Origin of the sequence: Methanosarcina sp. WWM596 (assembly GCF_000969965.1) — an archaeon.
Taxonomy (GTDB): Archaea; Halobacteriota; Methanosarcinia; order Methanosarcinales; family Methanosarcinaceae; genus Methanosarcina.
In genome coordinates, this window is record NZ_CP009503.1 from 594760 (window position 1) to 608967 (window position 14208).

The 14208-nt window shown below is 44.2% G+C and carries 13 protein-coding genes and 1 pseudogene; 7 read left to right on the plus strand and 7 right to left on the minus strand.

The features are described 5' to 3' along the window. The first annotated feature begins 90 nt into the window (after positions 1 to 90). Positions 91 to 828 (plus strand): HisA/HisF-related TIM barrel protein, encoded by a 738-nt coding sequence (locus tag MSWHS_RS02645; protein ID WP_048125806.1) that lies wholly within the window; start codon positions 91 to 93, stop codon positions 826 to 828. 137 nt (positions 829 to 965) lie between these two features. Beyond that, entirely contained in the window at positions 966 to 1238 is a 273-nt protein-coding gene (locus MSWHS_RS02650) for a hypothetical protein (protein WP_048125808.1), read from the plus strand. Between the two features lie 98 nt (positions 1239 to 1336). Here MSWHS_RS02650 and tmk read toward each other — a convergent pair whose 3' ends face one another. Next, positions 1337 to 1954 (minus strand): dTMP kinase, encoded by a 618-nt coding sequence (gene tmk, locus MSWHS_RS02655; RefSeq protein WP_048125809.1) that lies wholly within the window; start codon positions 1952 to 1954, stop codon positions 1337 to 1339. Between the two features lie 215 nt (positions 1955 to 2169). On the opposite strand from tmk, the gene MSWHS_RS02660 reads away from it, so the two are divergent. Together MSWHS_RS02660 and MSWHS_RS02665 are read left to right on the plus strand one after the other, a co-directional pair. Further along, entirely contained in the window at positions 2170 to 2832 is a 663-nt protein-coding gene (locus MSWHS_RS02660; protein ID WP_048125811.1) for a DUF166 domain-containing protein, read from the plus strand. A 78-nt stretch (positions 2833 to 2910) separates the two neighbouring features. Beyond that, positions 2911 to 3336, plus strand: a complete 426-nt coding sequence (locus tag MSWHS_RS02665) for a DUF2111 domain-containing protein (protein WP_231585548.1) — start codon at positions 2911 to 2913, stop codon at positions 3334 to 3336. Positions 3337 to 3538: 202 nt separating this feature from the next. On the opposite strand, the gene MSWHS_RS02670 is transcribed toward MSWHS_RS02665, so the two are convergent. Next, positions 3539 to 4369, minus strand: coding sequence for a F420-dependent methylenetetrahydromethanopterin dehydrogenase (locus MSWHS_RS02670; RefSeq protein ID WP_048125813.1), 831 nt, complete (start codon positions 4367 to 4369; stop codon positions 3539 to 3541). Between the two features lie 402 nt (positions 4370 to 4771). Here MSWHS_RS02670 and serB point away from each other — a divergent pair, with 402 nt between their 5' ends. Next, complete coding sequence (serB, locus tag MSWHS_RS02675; protein WP_048125815.1) at positions 4772 to 5479, plus strand: phosphoserine phosphatase SerB; 708 nt, start codon at positions 4772 to 4774, stop codon at positions 5477 to 5479. Positions 5480 to 5519: 40 nt separating this feature from the next. After that, positions 5520 to 6377, plus strand: a complete 858-nt coding sequence (locus MSWHS_RS02680) for a coiled-coil protein (RefSeq protein WP_048125817.1) — start codon at positions 5520 to 5522, stop codon at positions 6375 to 6377. A 541-nt stretch (positions 6378 to 6918) separates the two neighbouring features. Here MSWHS_RS02680 and tnpA read toward each other — a convergent pair. After that, positions 6919 to 7332, minus strand: a pseudogene (gene tnpA / locus MSWHS_RS18825) (IS200/IS605 family transposase). A 28-nt stretch (positions 7333 to 7360) separates the two neighbouring features. On the opposite strand from tnpA, the gene tnpB reads away from it, so the two are divergent. Continuing rightward, positions 7361 to 8473: an IS200/IS605 family element RNA-guided endonuclease TnpB gene (gene tnpB, locus MSWHS_RS02690; protein WP_048158726.1), complete on the plus strand. Its 1113-nt coding sequence runs from the start codon at positions 7361 to 7363 to the stop codon at positions 8471 to 8473. Positions 8474 to 8920: 447 nt separating this feature from the next. Here tnpB and MSWHS_RS02695 read toward each other — a convergent pair whose 3' ends face one another. The 4 genes from MSWHS_RS02695 to tgtA form a co-directional block, all read right to left on the minus strand. Beyond that, entirely contained in the window at positions 8921 to 10060 is a 1140-nt protein-coding gene (locus tag MSWHS_RS02695) for a radical SAM protein (RefSeq protein WP_048125819.1), read from the minus strand. Between the two features lie 123 nt (positions 10061 to 10183). Next, complete coding sequence (locus MSWHS_RS02700) at positions 10184 to 11341, minus strand: NAD(P)/FAD-dependent oxidoreductase (protein WP_048158727.1); 1158 nt, start codon at positions 11339 to 11341, stop codon at positions 10184 to 10186. 21 nt (positions 11342 to 11362) lie between these two features. Then, positions 11363 to 12304, minus strand: a complete 942-nt coding sequence (locus MSWHS_RS02705; RefSeq protein ID WP_048125823.1) for a UbiA family prenyltransferase — start codon at positions 12302 to 12304, stop codon at positions 11363 to 11365. 253 nt (positions 12305 to 12557) lie between these two features. Continuing rightward, positions 12558 to 14030 (minus strand): tRNA guanosine(15) transglycosylase TgtA, encoded by a 1473-nt coding sequence (tgtA, locus tag MSWHS_RS02710; protein WP_048125825.1) that lies wholly within the window; start codon positions 14028 to 14030, stop codon positions 12558 to 12560. Between the last annotated feature and the right edge of the window lie 178 nt (positions 14031 to 14208).

Below are 14208 nucleotides of genomic sequence, written 5' to 3' on the forward strand. Positions count from 1 at the left end.
ATTAAATATTTAATGAGGTATATTGTTCTTTTATATATATCTAACCTTATTTTATATTTTTTTATAGGATGATGCCGCTATGGAATAAGTATGTTCCGTGTAATTTTTGTAATGGATATATTTAACCGTAACGTGGTTCTTGCAAAAGGTGGGGTCAGGGAAAATTACCGCCCGATTTCGGATTCAAGTGCTGTGTGCCGGACTTCAGCTCCCCTGGATGTAGTTGAGTCTTTACACCCTGAAGAAGTCTACATTGCCGACCTTAACGTACTGCAGGGTAAAGGTCCTCTCGATATTAATGCGGAGATTATCCGGAAGGTAAGTTTAAAGGCGGATACAATGCTTGATTTCGGGGTCTCTTTTCTAGAGGATGTGGACAAAGCACTTTCTATTGCAGGAACTGCGGTTATAGGCACGGAGACCGGCAAGCTTGCAGTAATCAAAGACGCAGCTTTCAAAAATCCGGGGCGTATCAGTGTAAGTATTGATGTCAAATATGGAAAGATTCTGAAACAAGACCCCGAGATCCCTGAAGATCCTTTTGAAATCGTCAAGCTTCTTAATAAGCTCCCTTTAAAAGACCTGATTTTCCTCGACCTTGACAGGGTCGGTACAGCTTCGGGGTTTGACCCGGAATTTCTGCGCAAACTGGCTGAAACCTCCGTACACGACGTATTGCTTGCGGGAGGGGTCAGGGATATGGAAGACCTTTTTGCTCTTGACAGGCTCGGTATAAAGGGGGCTCTGGTCGCAACTGCAATCCACACAGGGTTGGTTCCTCTGGAAGTCATGAACCTGGGACTTGAACAAATTAAAAAGAATGGTTAATAATCCCGGGAAAGGATTTATTCCTGCCTTATGCCTCTGGTATATAAGGCATTAAGTATCTTTATAACCCAATTTGCAGATTTATATCCAGATTATCAGATTTCAGCATTTAATCAAAGAGTTTACGAGGTTACAATATGGCAGCAAGAAAGGTAACTGAAAAAAGCATTGAAGAACCATTAGAAGAGCACACAGGAGATGACAGTGGAGACGGGTATACGGAGATCAAAATGGGGGGTGGCTGGTACATGACCATCTCTCTGGCGCACAGCGATCGGTTTGAAAAGGAATATGTAGAACTCGCAAAAGAGCGCGGAGGCGTGAAAAAGTCCCGCTTCAATCTCAACCCCTCGCACGTTCGGATGCTTGGGGAAGCTCTGATCAAGTTTGCGGATGATAACAAGCTCTAACCGGACTTTCACTTCCTTTTTTTATTTTTAGATTTTAGTTCGATATTTAATTTTCATGTCCAGGTTATTTAATATTCATTTCCCGGTAGATATCTCGTTCAATCCACCTGGAAAAAGTCGAGAATTTTTTGTACGACTGTTTTTTCCACGTCCTCCGGAGAACCGGAGGCATCGACAACTACAAAACGCTCCGGCTCTTCTGCGGCAAGCCCGAGGAAAAGCTCTCGGACTCCTCGTAAAAATTCTATCTTTTCGAATTTGGTTTGTTCTCCCCGCTTGCCGCAGCGTTTTACTGCAATTTCAGGTTCAATGTCAAAAAGAAAGGTAAGGTCCGGAACAACTGTCCAGTCTCTATGAAGGTTTCTCACCCATTCAAGCGGGTTCTCGAGAAGGTTTTTAAGGGTAATCCCCTGGTAAGCATAGCGGCTGTCGGAATAACGGTCCGAAATCACGGTTTTCCCGTTCTCAAGGGCAGGTTTTACAAGCTTTGCCAGGTGCTCGGCATGGTCAGCTGTAAAAAGGAAGAGTTCAGCAAGCTGGTCTGTATCCGACTGAATAGCATTTTCAACAGCATTTCCGGTGAGGGTGCCTCTTGTCGGTTCTCTGGTAAAGACCGGCTCAAAAACACAAAGTTCAGAGCTTTCCTGAAGTTTTTTTGCAACCGTACTTTTGCCTGAACCGTCAATACCTTCAAGTGTGATCAGTTTGCCTCGCATAAGAACCGCCTTTTTTATTTTTTTCTTTACAGGTTTTCATTCAAATGCACTATCTGTATTTATATTCTATAGGAAGCCCTGGTTGAGAAGTCAGGGCAGAGATAAGGACAAGGACAGATATAAGGACAAATATAAGGACAGAGATAAGGACAGAGATAAGGACAGAGATAAAAATGAGTATCTATTTATGTAAACATTCAAAATAGCTTAAAGTAATGACTATAATAGGAGTTATCACACGGGGCAAGTACGGGCATCGCCTTGTTGATGTTATAAAAGAACACAGCGATTTTTCAGTTATAACTGCCGACCTGCCCGAGTTTGTGCCCATATTCATTGAGGAACCCAATGAGTTTTTGGAAAATCTGAATTTCGACCTGCGTGTCTTTTCTGCCGACCTCGTGGTTACTTATTCCCTGCATCCGGACCTGACCTCGGCAATTGCAAAGCTTGCCTCAGAAGCCGGGGTACGCTCTTTGATTGTACCGGGAGGGGCTTCCAGAGCATCGGTTCCCGAACTTAAACAGATTTCCGAAACTTCCGGAATGGATATAGAGGTGGATGAAACTTGCTGTACCCTCGAACCCAACTCATTCAACCGTCCATTTGCTGATATTTTCGGGTCCCCGGTTTTGAAAGTTAAAACCGAAAAGGGAAAAATCTCTAAAGTTGAGGTCATAAAAGGTGCCCCATGCGGGAGTACCTGGCATATGGCCAAAGAACTTGTCGGAGTGCCGGTAACAGATGCTCCCCCAAAAGCCGGACTGTTGATCCAGCAATATCCATGCCGGGCTATCAGGGGCGAAATGGGGGGGATTCATGAGTCTGCAGAACTTCACAAACAGGCGCTCATAACAGCGCTTGAGAATGAGGAATGATTATATATTCCTTGGAAAAATATAATCTAAATGGCAGAAGAATGGGACTCATTTTTTATTTTCTAAAATTCCTGTTTTTTGCCTGTACTGATTTCCAAGTATCTTTTTGGGGGTGAAATCATTATTTCCCTATCTATATCAGAAGATTCAGGGCCTGAAGACCTTGAACCAATAGCATTTGCAGTGCATTCACTAATGGGACTTCCTACCACCATTAGAAGCCTCAAACGAAAAGGGCTTCGTCTGGAAAAGGGAAAAATCCTTGACCGGGACTATACAGGACCCGTTCTCGAAGAGGTGTTAAAGACCAACAAAATTGTCCATGAAGTTCCCTCAGAAGGCATGTACCGCGGAAAACATGTGGTAGTTGCTCCTATCCGTTCAAAGGATGGGAAGGTTGTTGCGGCTCTCGGGGTTGTGGACCTTCTGGCTACAATTGATCTTTCTTCTGTCTTTCAGGAATATACTTCCGTGCTGCAAGAAGTAGAAGATGCAAAAAAATAAAGCTGAAACAGGTTCCGGGAACCATTCTATAAAAAAGGAAAAAACGAATTGGATTTTATTGGAGGATGGTGTCCCCCACCTCTTTTTCAAGGTTTGAGAGGGACATTTTTCCAATTCCTCCAGCCCTTTATGAAATCCAGGGTGTGAATTTTCAACCGGGAAGAGTTTTCCGGTATTTACTCTGGTTTTTCGTATAGGTATCTTACTGTGGCTTTTCGTATAACTGGACCTTTTTCAACAGGGCTCCGTTCTTTGCGTGTGGCTGTCTGAAGACGGTGTCATTGGATTTTTCAATTTCTCTTGCCTGGGTTGCGAGTATTGCTGCAGCTCCCATTATTTCGTGCCCGGCTGCGGCTGTGAGGCATACCTGGTCGATTTCTTTTAACATGAAGCAAGCAGGGAAGTTAACCTGTGCAACTTTCTCAGCCATGTGAAGGGATGCAAGAGCTTTTGCTTTTGCGTAAGGATTTGCAAAGCCTGCGTGTTCTACACATTTTTCGGGTTTTGCGAAGATGTGCGGAAGTTCAAGGTCCTTTCCTGACTTTCCGGATGCTACTTGTTCGGCTACTTTGTCGAGCTCTTCCTGGATAAGTCTTACAACACCACAGATGGAAAGCACTTTCATAGCATCGGAATTGAAGGATGCCATTTCGACGGGGTCGAGGAATTCCCTCTTTGCTCCGATAAGTGGGTCTACCGGAAGGATAATGTATCCGAAACCATCCTGCTCAAATGCCTCACGAGCCTCCTTTTTTGTAGGGCCGTCTGAAACTACGATACAGGGCACATCTTTCCAGAGTTCACGAGCTGCGGTAGGGCCTGGGGCTGCTGCGTTCGGACTGATAATTACTACGAAGTCAGCATTCCACTGCTTGAAGCTTTCAGTGTCCGCGGCATCGGCAGGGCCCATTTTGGCACCAGTGCCGAATACTCTTACGGTTATTCCTTCTCGCGCTGCAATTTCATCCTGGATCAGATTGATAACCTGGCTCATTCCCAGGTTGCCCATTTTTATAAAACCTATGTTGACCATTTTTCTCAAAATCCTGTGTTAACCTTTTTCTTCAATAGTGGAATTCCTAAAGGGTTTATAATCCTTTTGGCAATCTCCCTTTCTTATCCCTCTTATTTTATATATATCTGTCCTATTTATAATAATTATTCGGTACATTTCATTAGTCCTCCGAAAAGCTTAAAAGGGATGTGATTTATTTCACTCAAAAACGTTGACATCAATGCTGTTGTTTTGTGGTTTTGTTTTCGCGAAACCCGCATTATAATTTGAAGAACTTTATCCGTTGGTGGGCTTTTAATGTCAGGGCACATATATTCTATCAAGCTGCGGGGGTACCCTGAAAACGGTACTTCGTGTGGCATGCCCTTTTTCGGGAATTGTCCCGCTATATATAGCTATTCAGGTCCAGGTTTTGATTGAGTGAACTGTCCTATACATAATTCTACTGAAAACAAACTCATTGTTTTTGATATGGATAGTACCCTTATAGACGCTGAGACTATCGATGAGCTCGCCAGGGCTGCAGGTGTTGTAAGCAAAGTAGAGGAGATTACGAAGAGAGCGATGTATGGAGACCTCGATTTCGAGCAAGCGCTTGCAGAAAGGGTAAGACTTCTTAAGGGACTCCCCCTTGAAACTGCCCTTGATGCTGTAAATCAAATTGACCTTATGCCGGGAGCAGCCGAACTTGTCCTGTATGTTAAAAATCGGGGCTATAAGACTGCGATGATTTCCGGTGGATTTACCATAGCTGCCGAGATGGTAGGTGAAGTGCTTGGTATTGATTTTGTCGTTTCTAACGAACTGCTTGTGGAAGATGGTTGCCTTACGGGCGAAGTTTTCGGTCCTGTCACACAAAGTGACTCCAAAGCAAAAGTGTTTGAGGAACTGGCCCGGCTTTACAATGTCAGGCCCGAGCAGTGTGTGGTTGTCGGGGACGGTGCAAACGATGCCTGTATTTTTGAAATCGCAGGTTTTGCCATAGCTTTCAATCCAAAGCCCATCCTCAGGGAATATGCGGACGTGGTCATAACTATAAAAGATCTGAGAGCCGTGATCCCTGTTCTTGAATCTCTTTCTTATCAATGTTGTAATAAGGCACAGCATGTCGACATCGAACATTACTAAAATGCCAGCTCTTTTGCTGGATCGGGAGGCACAATAAGAGATGCTAAAGGAATTGCAGAAAAAAAGATCAGATTTGAAGGACATTTCTGAAGAAGCCAAGGAAAAAAGGAATACTTTAAACGCTGAGGCCAGTGCTCTTGCCGCCAAGCGCAATGACCTGAACAAGAAAACAAAAGACCTTATCAATGAAGCCCAGGAACTAAAAGTTCGCAGGGACGAGATCAACGAGAAGGTAAGTGAATACAAGAACAAGCGCGATGATACCAACGCCAAAGCAAATGATCTATTTTCAAAGGCAGATTCGATCAGGAAGCAGAACAACCTTGGCGGGCCTTCAATTAAAGCCTTAAGGAAAGATATCGATCGCCTTGAGTTCACTCAACAGACTGAAGTCCTGAGTACCAGCAAGGAAAGAGAACTTGTTGGCAAGATTACCCAGCTTCAGAAACAATACCATGTTAAAAAAGTCCAGCTCGAGAGCAACCTCGAACTGAAAGATATCCTGGATGAAGCTCAGAAAATAAGGGATGAAGCTTCAGAGTACCATAACGAACTTGCCGAATATGCCAGGCAGGCCCAGGAATACCACGAGAAAATGATTGCCGCCTTCAAGGAAGCTGACAGAACCCGGGCAGAGTCGGACATTGCACATCGGGAATTTGTAAAAGCCCAGGAAGCAGCTGACGAACAGCACAAGATGTTCATCAACGCTCAGAAGGAAATCAGAGATCTCGACAAAGAAATCTTCAAGCTTAAAAAGAAAGACAAGGACGGAAAGTCCCGTGTCATCAAGTCCGAACTTCAGAAGGATGCCAAATCCATTTTCGATAAGTTCAAGGGCGGAGCAAAACTCACTACCGAAGACCTGATGACTCTTCAGCGGTCTGGTTTAGTCTAATCAATCACAGAGAATCAATTTGTTCGCTGAAATTTTTAATTTTCGTTGTAGGTGAAGGGCTCAAACCTTTACCTGCACTCCTTTTTCTGTTACCCGCTTAGTTTCTTTTTGCCAGCTTAGTTTCCTGTTATCCGCTTAGTTTCTTTTTGCCAGCTTAGTTTTCTGTTATCGGAGCAGTACTGGAATCTGCTGCTTGTTTTATGTTAACTGTTTACTGCTAGTTTATATTCCCTTTTCACGCTGTATCTACTCAAGTTGTTTTTATTCAAGAAGATTCGGCTTTTCTATAAGTTTTCACTTTTCACCGCCCCAGTTCATGGTTGATATTCTGTTAGTGTACTTTCGCGCAGCTAGTGCTTCACTTTTTTGCTGTACAGGAAAGCTCAGACCGCACAGGGCATGCGGAAAAAAGAACTATTCTTACTTTTACCCGACATTCCTCTGATGTACTCATATGTACTCAGATGTACTCATATGTAGAATTTATATGAAGAAGCGTAAAACCCCTGAGTCTTTAGCTCAGGGGATATAAGCGTCAACTTCAACCTTGATTCCGTATGTAATATTCTGCCGCCTCTTTACTCACATTTCCAATAGTAGACGCAAAATAACCATCACTCTATAACGTATTCTCACCCCAATAATACTTTTTCATATATTCTTTTTGAGTTTTCCATAACCTGTTAGTATATCCTTGTTTCAATTTTCTGACAATTGACAAAACGCTAACTTTCGGCTCACTCTTGATCAATAAATGAATATGGTCTTTGCCAGTTCCCATTTCAAGGATTTCAAAGTTAGACTCTTTTGAAATGTCAATCATAATCTGTTTGAGTTCTTCGCTAATTGGTTCAAGTATGACTTTTTGGTATTTGCAAACAAAAATAACATGATACATTAACAAAAATTTGCTATGATTCCGTGTTTCATACTTCCTATTTACCAAAAAATATATATGTTGTTAAAGCATATAATGCCTTTGTATGCTGCAAGCGTTCAAATTTAGACTCTATCCTACAACTACACAAGCTATTCAATTGAATCAGCATATAGGTAGCTGTAGATTTGTCTATAATTGGGCACTTGACCAGAAAATTAAAACTTATGAGCAGACAGGGGAATCAATTTCCAGATTTGACTTAAACAAATTAATTCCTACTCTAAAGGCTTCTAATGAGTGGTTAGGAGAAGTTAACTCTCAATCATTACAGGGGATGACTAAGCAGGTTGAATCCGCTTTCACTAGATTCTTTAGAGAGAAAACAGGGTTTCCAAAGTTCAAATCAAAAAAGAATCCGATACAGTCTTTCCCTGTACCTCAACACTACACTGTAAACTTTGAAAATAATACTATCAAGCTTCCTAAAATAGAACCAATTAAAGCAGTTCTTCACAGGAAGTTTGAAGGAGAGCCTAAAACGGCTACGGTATCAAGGACATGTAAAGGACATTACTACATCAGTATCCTTGTTGAAGATGGAAAAGAACTTCCAGTAAAGGAAGCTTTCACAGAATCAACAACAGTAGGAATTGATGTAGGTATCAAAGACTTTGCTGTCCTTTCAACAGGAGAAAAGGTTGAGAATCCAAAGTACTTGAAAAACTCTCTTAAAAGGCTCAAAGTATTACAGAAAAGAGTCTCAAGGAAACAGAAAGGCTCTAAGAACAGGGCAAAAGCTAAACGAAGACTTGCTGTACTCCATGACAAAATAACAAATCAGAGAAATGACTTCCAGAACAAACTCTCTTTTAGACTTGTTAGCGAAAACCAAGCTGTAGCTCTGGAAACTCTAAATGTTAAAGGCATGGTTAAGAATCATCACTTAGCACAGGCTATAAGTGATTCTGCGTGGAGTAGTTTTGTAACAAAGTTGGAATATAAGGCTCAATGGTTTGGAAAAACCGTCCTGAGAATAGGACAATTTGAACCATCTTCTAAGCTATGTAGTGTGTGTGGATACCACAATAAAGAGCTTCAGCTAAAAGACAGAGAATGGATTTGTCCAGACTGTAAAACCAAACACGATAGAGACATTAATGCCGCTATCAATATCAAAAAATTCGCTCTCATAGATCAGAATCTAATTGGATTATGACACCGTAGGGACTACGGGGATGAGCTTGGGGACTTGCCCTCAATAGAGGGAGGAATGAACCAAGAAGCCACTCAGTCTTTAGCTGAGTGGTAGTTCACTTGCCTATAACGCTGCGCGTATCCACCTGTCCACTGCACATTGCGTTAGCTGGCTTTTCGGAATGCCAGACTCCGACCCTGAAAATTGATCCCACCGCCCGATTGACAAAATTGTTGCACAAACCTTTTCCTGTATTCCAAAAGTGTCAACCAGCGGCGAATGAGGCTGTCAGCATGACTAGGAAGACGATGTTGATAATCACATGCGCAATCATGGATACGTAGACACTCCGTTTTTGCCATGCGACTAGAGCCAAGAATGCATGAGTTGAGAATGCAACTCTATATTAAGGAATTCTTGTCAAAGAACACTAAACTATTCCTGGGAAAACGGTGGGAGACCCGAAGCTCACTCCAGAAGCTTCAGGTATTTTTCCCTGAACTCGGGGTTTCTCATAAGGCAGCATTTTGCATTATATGTGGGGTCGGCCCTGATTATTTTCCAGACATCCTTTATTTTGTCCCTGTGAGTATTTCCATAGGGAATAGGGATGCAGGCACAGGGGAGAATATTTCCTTCAGGCGTGATGTGTAGCCACTTCCTGCCTGCCATACAGCCTGTGGTCTTCATAACCTGCGGAATTGGAAAAACTCTGGGTCCTTCTTTTTCCCTGGCCTGGGACACAAAATTGTCAAATTTCCTGAGGTCTTTTGGGGTCATGATCTCAGAAGCATGGTCCATCCACCTGCCTGTGGGGACTATCTCATAGAAAGAGAGTTCATGGACTCCAAGATCTGTTGCAAGGGTATAGAGCTCATCAAGCTCATTGACATTATCCCTTGAAAGTACCACATACATGTTTACAAGCAGTCCTGCCTCAAGTCCGTTTTTGACTGCTTCAACCGCGCTTTTGAAAACTCCTTTCCTGCCCCTTACATAATCGTGCTTTTCCTCATATGAGCTGTCAAAACTAACCGTAAGGGAATACAACCCTGCAGCTTTAAGGCTCCGTGCGCGTTCTTCTGTCAGTCCGACTCCCGAGGTGAACATGCCGGTAATGGCTTTATCAGGGTTAACGTAGCTAATCAGGGCTTCCAGACCATGATAGGTCAGGGGCTCCCCACCATCAAAAATCACAAAGGTTGTGCCCATCTCGAGCACCTGATCGATTACATCTTTAACAGTCTCGGGTGTAAGCTTTGCCCTGTTCTTTGTATCCGGGAGGGCACAGTGGATACAGTTGTTGGGGCAGTCCTCCGTAATTGAAATTGTTACCTGGTCAGGCATATTTTTCCCGAACATTGATGAGAGCTGGCTCTTCACAAGCCGGTCAAAGCCCGGACTCGGGATCGGGGGCATCCAGGTAGAATAGATCAGGCGGTCAGTTTCTACATTTGCAGGCTTTTCGCCATCAAAGATCGAGAGGTTTGCCGTCAGGACTTTTTTAATGAGTGGAGAGGCTACCCCACTGGTATTCATCTTCAAGCATCCATTTTCTATTTCGGCATAAACCCTGAAAAGGGGATTTTTATAAAACTCGTACTGCATATTTTCCCTGCATCTGGCTTTCTGGTGATTTTTTCCTTTCCGTATTTTCCGTTCTATTTTTTACGGTTTTGTCTTTTCCCTTTTTTTCAGTTAGACCTTTTCTAGCTTGCCTTCGTTTCCAGTTTACTTATTCCTAAGGAATGCTCTGTATTTCAGCATAGCCGAGGGTTTCTTCTTCAGCATGAAGAGAAATACCTGCATAGCCTGTTCAAAGGCGCTGCCATGGATAAAGGACAGGTCTTCTTTTTCAAATACCCTTACCATTTCATCGATTTCCCTGTCCGTCATCTTCCTGAGGGTTTCAAGCCCTATACGGCCCAGGTAATGCTCGACCTTAAATTCTTTTTCCCAGGTTTTCCTGTATTCCGAAAGAGCACTTTTTGAGACGTCTCCCTTTTTTACAGCATCTGCCGCAACATCTCCGCATATCTGGCCTGCCCTCATTGCATAGCCTATCCCTGACTGGCCTGCAGCTCCTCCAGCTACCATTATCCCATCTGTAATGTATTCCCCCGGTATGGTGACGATAGGGTCTCCCCCGGAAAGTTTTCTTACAACCTCAAGTTCCTCGAGTCCTTTAAGCTTTTTGAAACGTTCCACCCAGGCATTCAGGTAAGGGGTTGCATCCTTCCCACACCTGCGCACATAAGCTCCAATCGCGGCATTATCACCTCCTCTGGGTGCATAGGTGGTTTTCCAGCCGGGAGCGTGGTTTCCTACATAGTACTCAAACATTTCAGGTTTCCCGAGCCTTGGAGCCTTGACGTCCAGCTCAATCCCCCAGGCAATATCCCCCGGATGTTTCATTGTCTTCAGACCAAGAAGGGATGCCATTTTTGAATTGATGCCGTCGGAAATTACTATAAGTTTCGACCTGAAGACCCCTGCCGAAGTAATTATGGCAAATTCTCCACCTTCTTTTCGGATACTGTTTACCTCTATCCCTGTCTTGAGGTCAACTCCTGTTTTGATTACTTTTTCAGCATAAAACCGGTCAAAGCTTGTTTTGTCGATAGAATAGCCAGGGGTTTCTACTATAACTTCGCGCCCTTCAGGGGAGATGATCTTCATCCCCCTAAGGTAATGTACGACATAAGATGGATCTATCTTTTCTCCACACTTGTCAAGCATCCCCTTAAAAAAAGAGTTTGCAGGGTGTGGCGGATTCCCTATCTCTTTCTTTTTTTCCAGCAAAAGGACATCTGCACCCTTTTCACAGGCATTTCTGGCAGCCATGAGCCCTGCAGGAGACGCCCCGATTACAATAATTTCCGCATCCATTTTTTTTGTCCTATTCTTTTTTCACCAGAGAATGGAGGTATAAGATCCAAGGTATATACAGAGCACCACGTCCAAGATCATTGATCCGAACATTATTGCCCTGTAGTTTGAGCCGTTAAGGAAAAGCGCCCCACCTCTCTCAGGAGTTGGGTGTTTGATAAAATCAAAGCACTGAGCGAGTAGCCAGAGCCCTGAGGCAAGAGCTCCCGCAAAAAACACCGGTCCGAGTCTGGCTGACCAGCCTATTATTACTGAAGCAATAACTCCGATAATCCACCAGAAGGTCACAAACCTGGCGGTAAAAGGAATTCCAAAAGTTACTGGCATTGTGGGAGCACCTTTTAACCGGTCTCCTTCTACATCTCTGGCAACGCCTCCCAGAGTAAAAGCCCAGTCCGTAACGCACATCATGAGCCCGAAGCAGATTGCAGGCAGGGGCAGTATCACTCCGTCGCTGCCTTTCAAAATCCCTGCAGGGTCAAAGGCAAGCCAGATGCCTATAGGTACAAGCCCGTAGGAGATACCCACAGGTAGGAAGCTCAGGAAGGTGCTGCGCTTTGCAAAGATTGAGTAAATGGTGATAGTTGCAGCTGCGATAAATAGGACCGCAAGGGATTCCGGGTTCAGGTACGTGGCTGCCGCAGCTGCGATAAGCAAAAGAAAGAGGGCATACATTATCGCCGAATTTTTCGAGATTATCGAGGCAGGAAGAGGGCGGTCAGGGATATTGATTGTGTCGATATCAACATCGCAGCAGTCATTGAATACATATGAACTGGTTATGGCCGCAAAGCCTCCTATCACGGCAATCAAGAAGGGGACAAATAAGGGCAGCCCTCCGGTTGCCAGGTAGGAAGCAAGAATTGCGCTTGCGGCGGGGAGGGTAAGGTCCATGTAGTAGAGTTCGGGTCTCAGCAATCGGAGGTAGGGGCTGAGTTCCCCGATTCTTGCTGTAAGGGACAATCTTTTCACCTGTGCTTTTCTGGTTTGTATTGGGAGTTTGTTGTATTTCGGGAATTTTCAGGTTTTTAGTATTATCAGGAGTTTTACAGTTAGTCCTATAAACATTGGCATCTCAAAAAAGTTTCCTTTTTTCTTTTTCAGGAGAATCCTGCCATGAGAGGGCAATTGAAGGGTTTATGAGATGCATGAGAACCCCTGGAACCATTTAAGAATCCGTAAAAAATCATATCCCCTTTAAGGGGCTATGAGATGTTTATTCTTTTTTCCAGGTGTCTCTGTAGACAAGTTCAGCTTTTTCTTTTATTTTTTCGAGAAGAGGATGCTCGAACTCCCGTTCACAGACAAAGGTAAACTCCGCTTTTGGGTTAAGTTCCATCAGTTTAAGTGTATTTGAAAGGGCGGTGCTGAGAGCTTCGTAATCCGGAAACTTTGAAATCTCGGCATTGAATGGGTATACCTCTTCCATCTCTGCAGGGAATGCCCCGAAAGGTGCTTTGAAGATCAGAAGCTGATCATAGCTTCTTTCCCCTTTCACCGGAGTTGTGCGGATAAGGGTTTTTCCTTCCACGTTGAACCTCTCCAGTCTCTTTCCGAAACGCAGGACTTCCGGCCGGGAGGTGGATTCCGGTCCGCAGTAAAAGTATGTTCCTTTAGTTGCAGGGTCAAGCTGTTCCAGCCATGCAGAGTGAGTATAGAGTTTTTTCAGCCCGTCAAGAAGTTTTGGATGGGTACGGCAGCGTTGTTCAACAAGCTCGAGCAGTTTTCCATCCTTTATGCACTGTTTGATAAGCCGGATTTCTGCAAAGGTTGCGTAAAGATTATGCCTTGCGAGAAGTTCTTCCTTATTTTTGGCTTTTTTCAACTCGTCAGCAGTATATTTAGAACAGATAGGACAGGAACAGGGCAGGTAGTTCAGTTTTTCTATGTGATAAGTCCCGTTTACAGTAATGTAACGCCCGTCCTTGGCATAGAGGGCATAAGCAGCCGAGTCAAAAAGGTCACAGCCTAGAGCGACTGCAAGAGAAAACATCATAGGGTGCCCTGCCCCGAAAAGATGTACAGGGGAGGTTGGAGAAAGCCCTTTTTTGGCTGCAGCAATTACATCCACAAGCTCTGCGTATCGATAGGATTCCATTAGCGGAACAACTGCCCCCAGGGGATATACTTCAAAGTTCAGATCTCTTAAGTGGGATGCAGCCCTTTCCCTGAGTTCAGGATAGGTTGATCCCTGGACCGGGCCTGCAAGGAGCTGTTCGCTCTTAACGAATTTGCGGGCAGCTTCCAGGCGTTCGGCAGTGACTGCAAGTTCTTCTTCTGCTCTTCTGTAGTGGACGTCCGGTGGAGTCGGGATATCAAGCGGGACTATGATGTCGCTCCCGATTTTCTGCTGGAACCCGAGGATCTCTTCGTTTGTAACTTCTACTGATCCGTATACTGAAAGCTGGAAAGAACCCGAGTCTGTCATAATTGGCCCGTCAAAGCCAAGGAGTCCATGCAGCCCATTCTCAAGGGCGACACTCCGCAGTTCTTCTTTCCGGTAAATTATATAGGAATTAGTGATCAGAATCTCTGCCCCGAAGCTTTTCATCTCTTTTGGGGAGATAAGCTGGATGTTCGGGTTTATTACAGGCATGACAGTAGGAGTCTCAACAATCCCGTGAGGAGTTCTGAGTTTACCTATCCTGCCGCCTGCGTCCTTGTCGAGAATTTCAAATGTCGCTGACATGCCGGGGGTATAGATGCCTCTCAGATATATTTATCTTTGGGGCGCCCCGAATTGAGCCTCGTCTGAATTGAGCCTCGCCTGAATTGCGCTTTGGGATCTCAGGAAATTGGAGAGTTTCTGAGAGTTACTATGTAATCGCAACAGTACGCGGTCCTTTTCGCTGCGCTCAAGAAGACTA

What these genes read in the sequence shown, in the direction of transcription:
- MSWHS_RS02645 (WP_048125806.1), top strand. Translation starts at nt 91, where the DNA reads ATGTTCCGTGTAATTTTTGTAATGGATATATTTAACCGTAACGTGGTT.
- MSWHS_RS02650 (WP_048125808.1), top strand. Translation starts at nt 966, where the DNA reads ATGGCAGCAAGAAAGGTAACTGAAAAAAGCATTGAAGAACCATTAGAA.
- tmk (WP_048125809.1), bottom strand. Translation starts at nt 1,954, where the DNA reads ATGCGAGGCAAACTGATCACACTTGAAGGTATTGACGGTTCAGGCAAA.
- MSWHS_RS02660 (WP_048125811.1), top strand. Translation starts at nt 2,170, where the DNA reads ATGACTATAATAGGAGTTATCACACGGGGCAAGTACGGGCATCGCCTT.
- MSWHS_RS02670 (WP_048125813.1), bottom strand. Translation starts at nt 4,369, where the DNA reads ATGGTCAACATAGGTTTTATAAAAATGGGCAACCTGGGAATGAGCCAG.
- MSWHS_RS02680 (WP_048125817.1), top strand. Translation starts at nt 5,520, where the DNA reads ATGCTAAAGGAATTGCAGAAAAAAAGATCAGATTTGAAGGACATTTCT.
- tnpB (WP_048158726.1), top strand. Translation starts at nt 7,361, where the DNA reads ATGCTGCAAGCGTTCAAATTTAGACTCTATCCTACAACTACACAAGCT.
- MSWHS_RS02695 (WP_048125819.1), bottom strand. Translation starts at nt 10,060, where the DNA reads ATGCAGTACGAGTTTTATAAAAATCCCCTTTTCAGGGTTTATGCCGAA.
- MSWHS_RS02700 (WP_048158727.1), bottom strand. Translation starts at nt 11,341, where the DNA reads ATGGATGCGGAAATTATTGTAATCGGGGCGTCTCCTGCAGGGCTCATG.
- tgtA (WP_048125825.1), bottom strand. Translation starts at nt 14,030, where the DNA reads ATGTCAGCGACATTTGAAATTCTCGACAAGGACGCAGGCGGCAGGATA.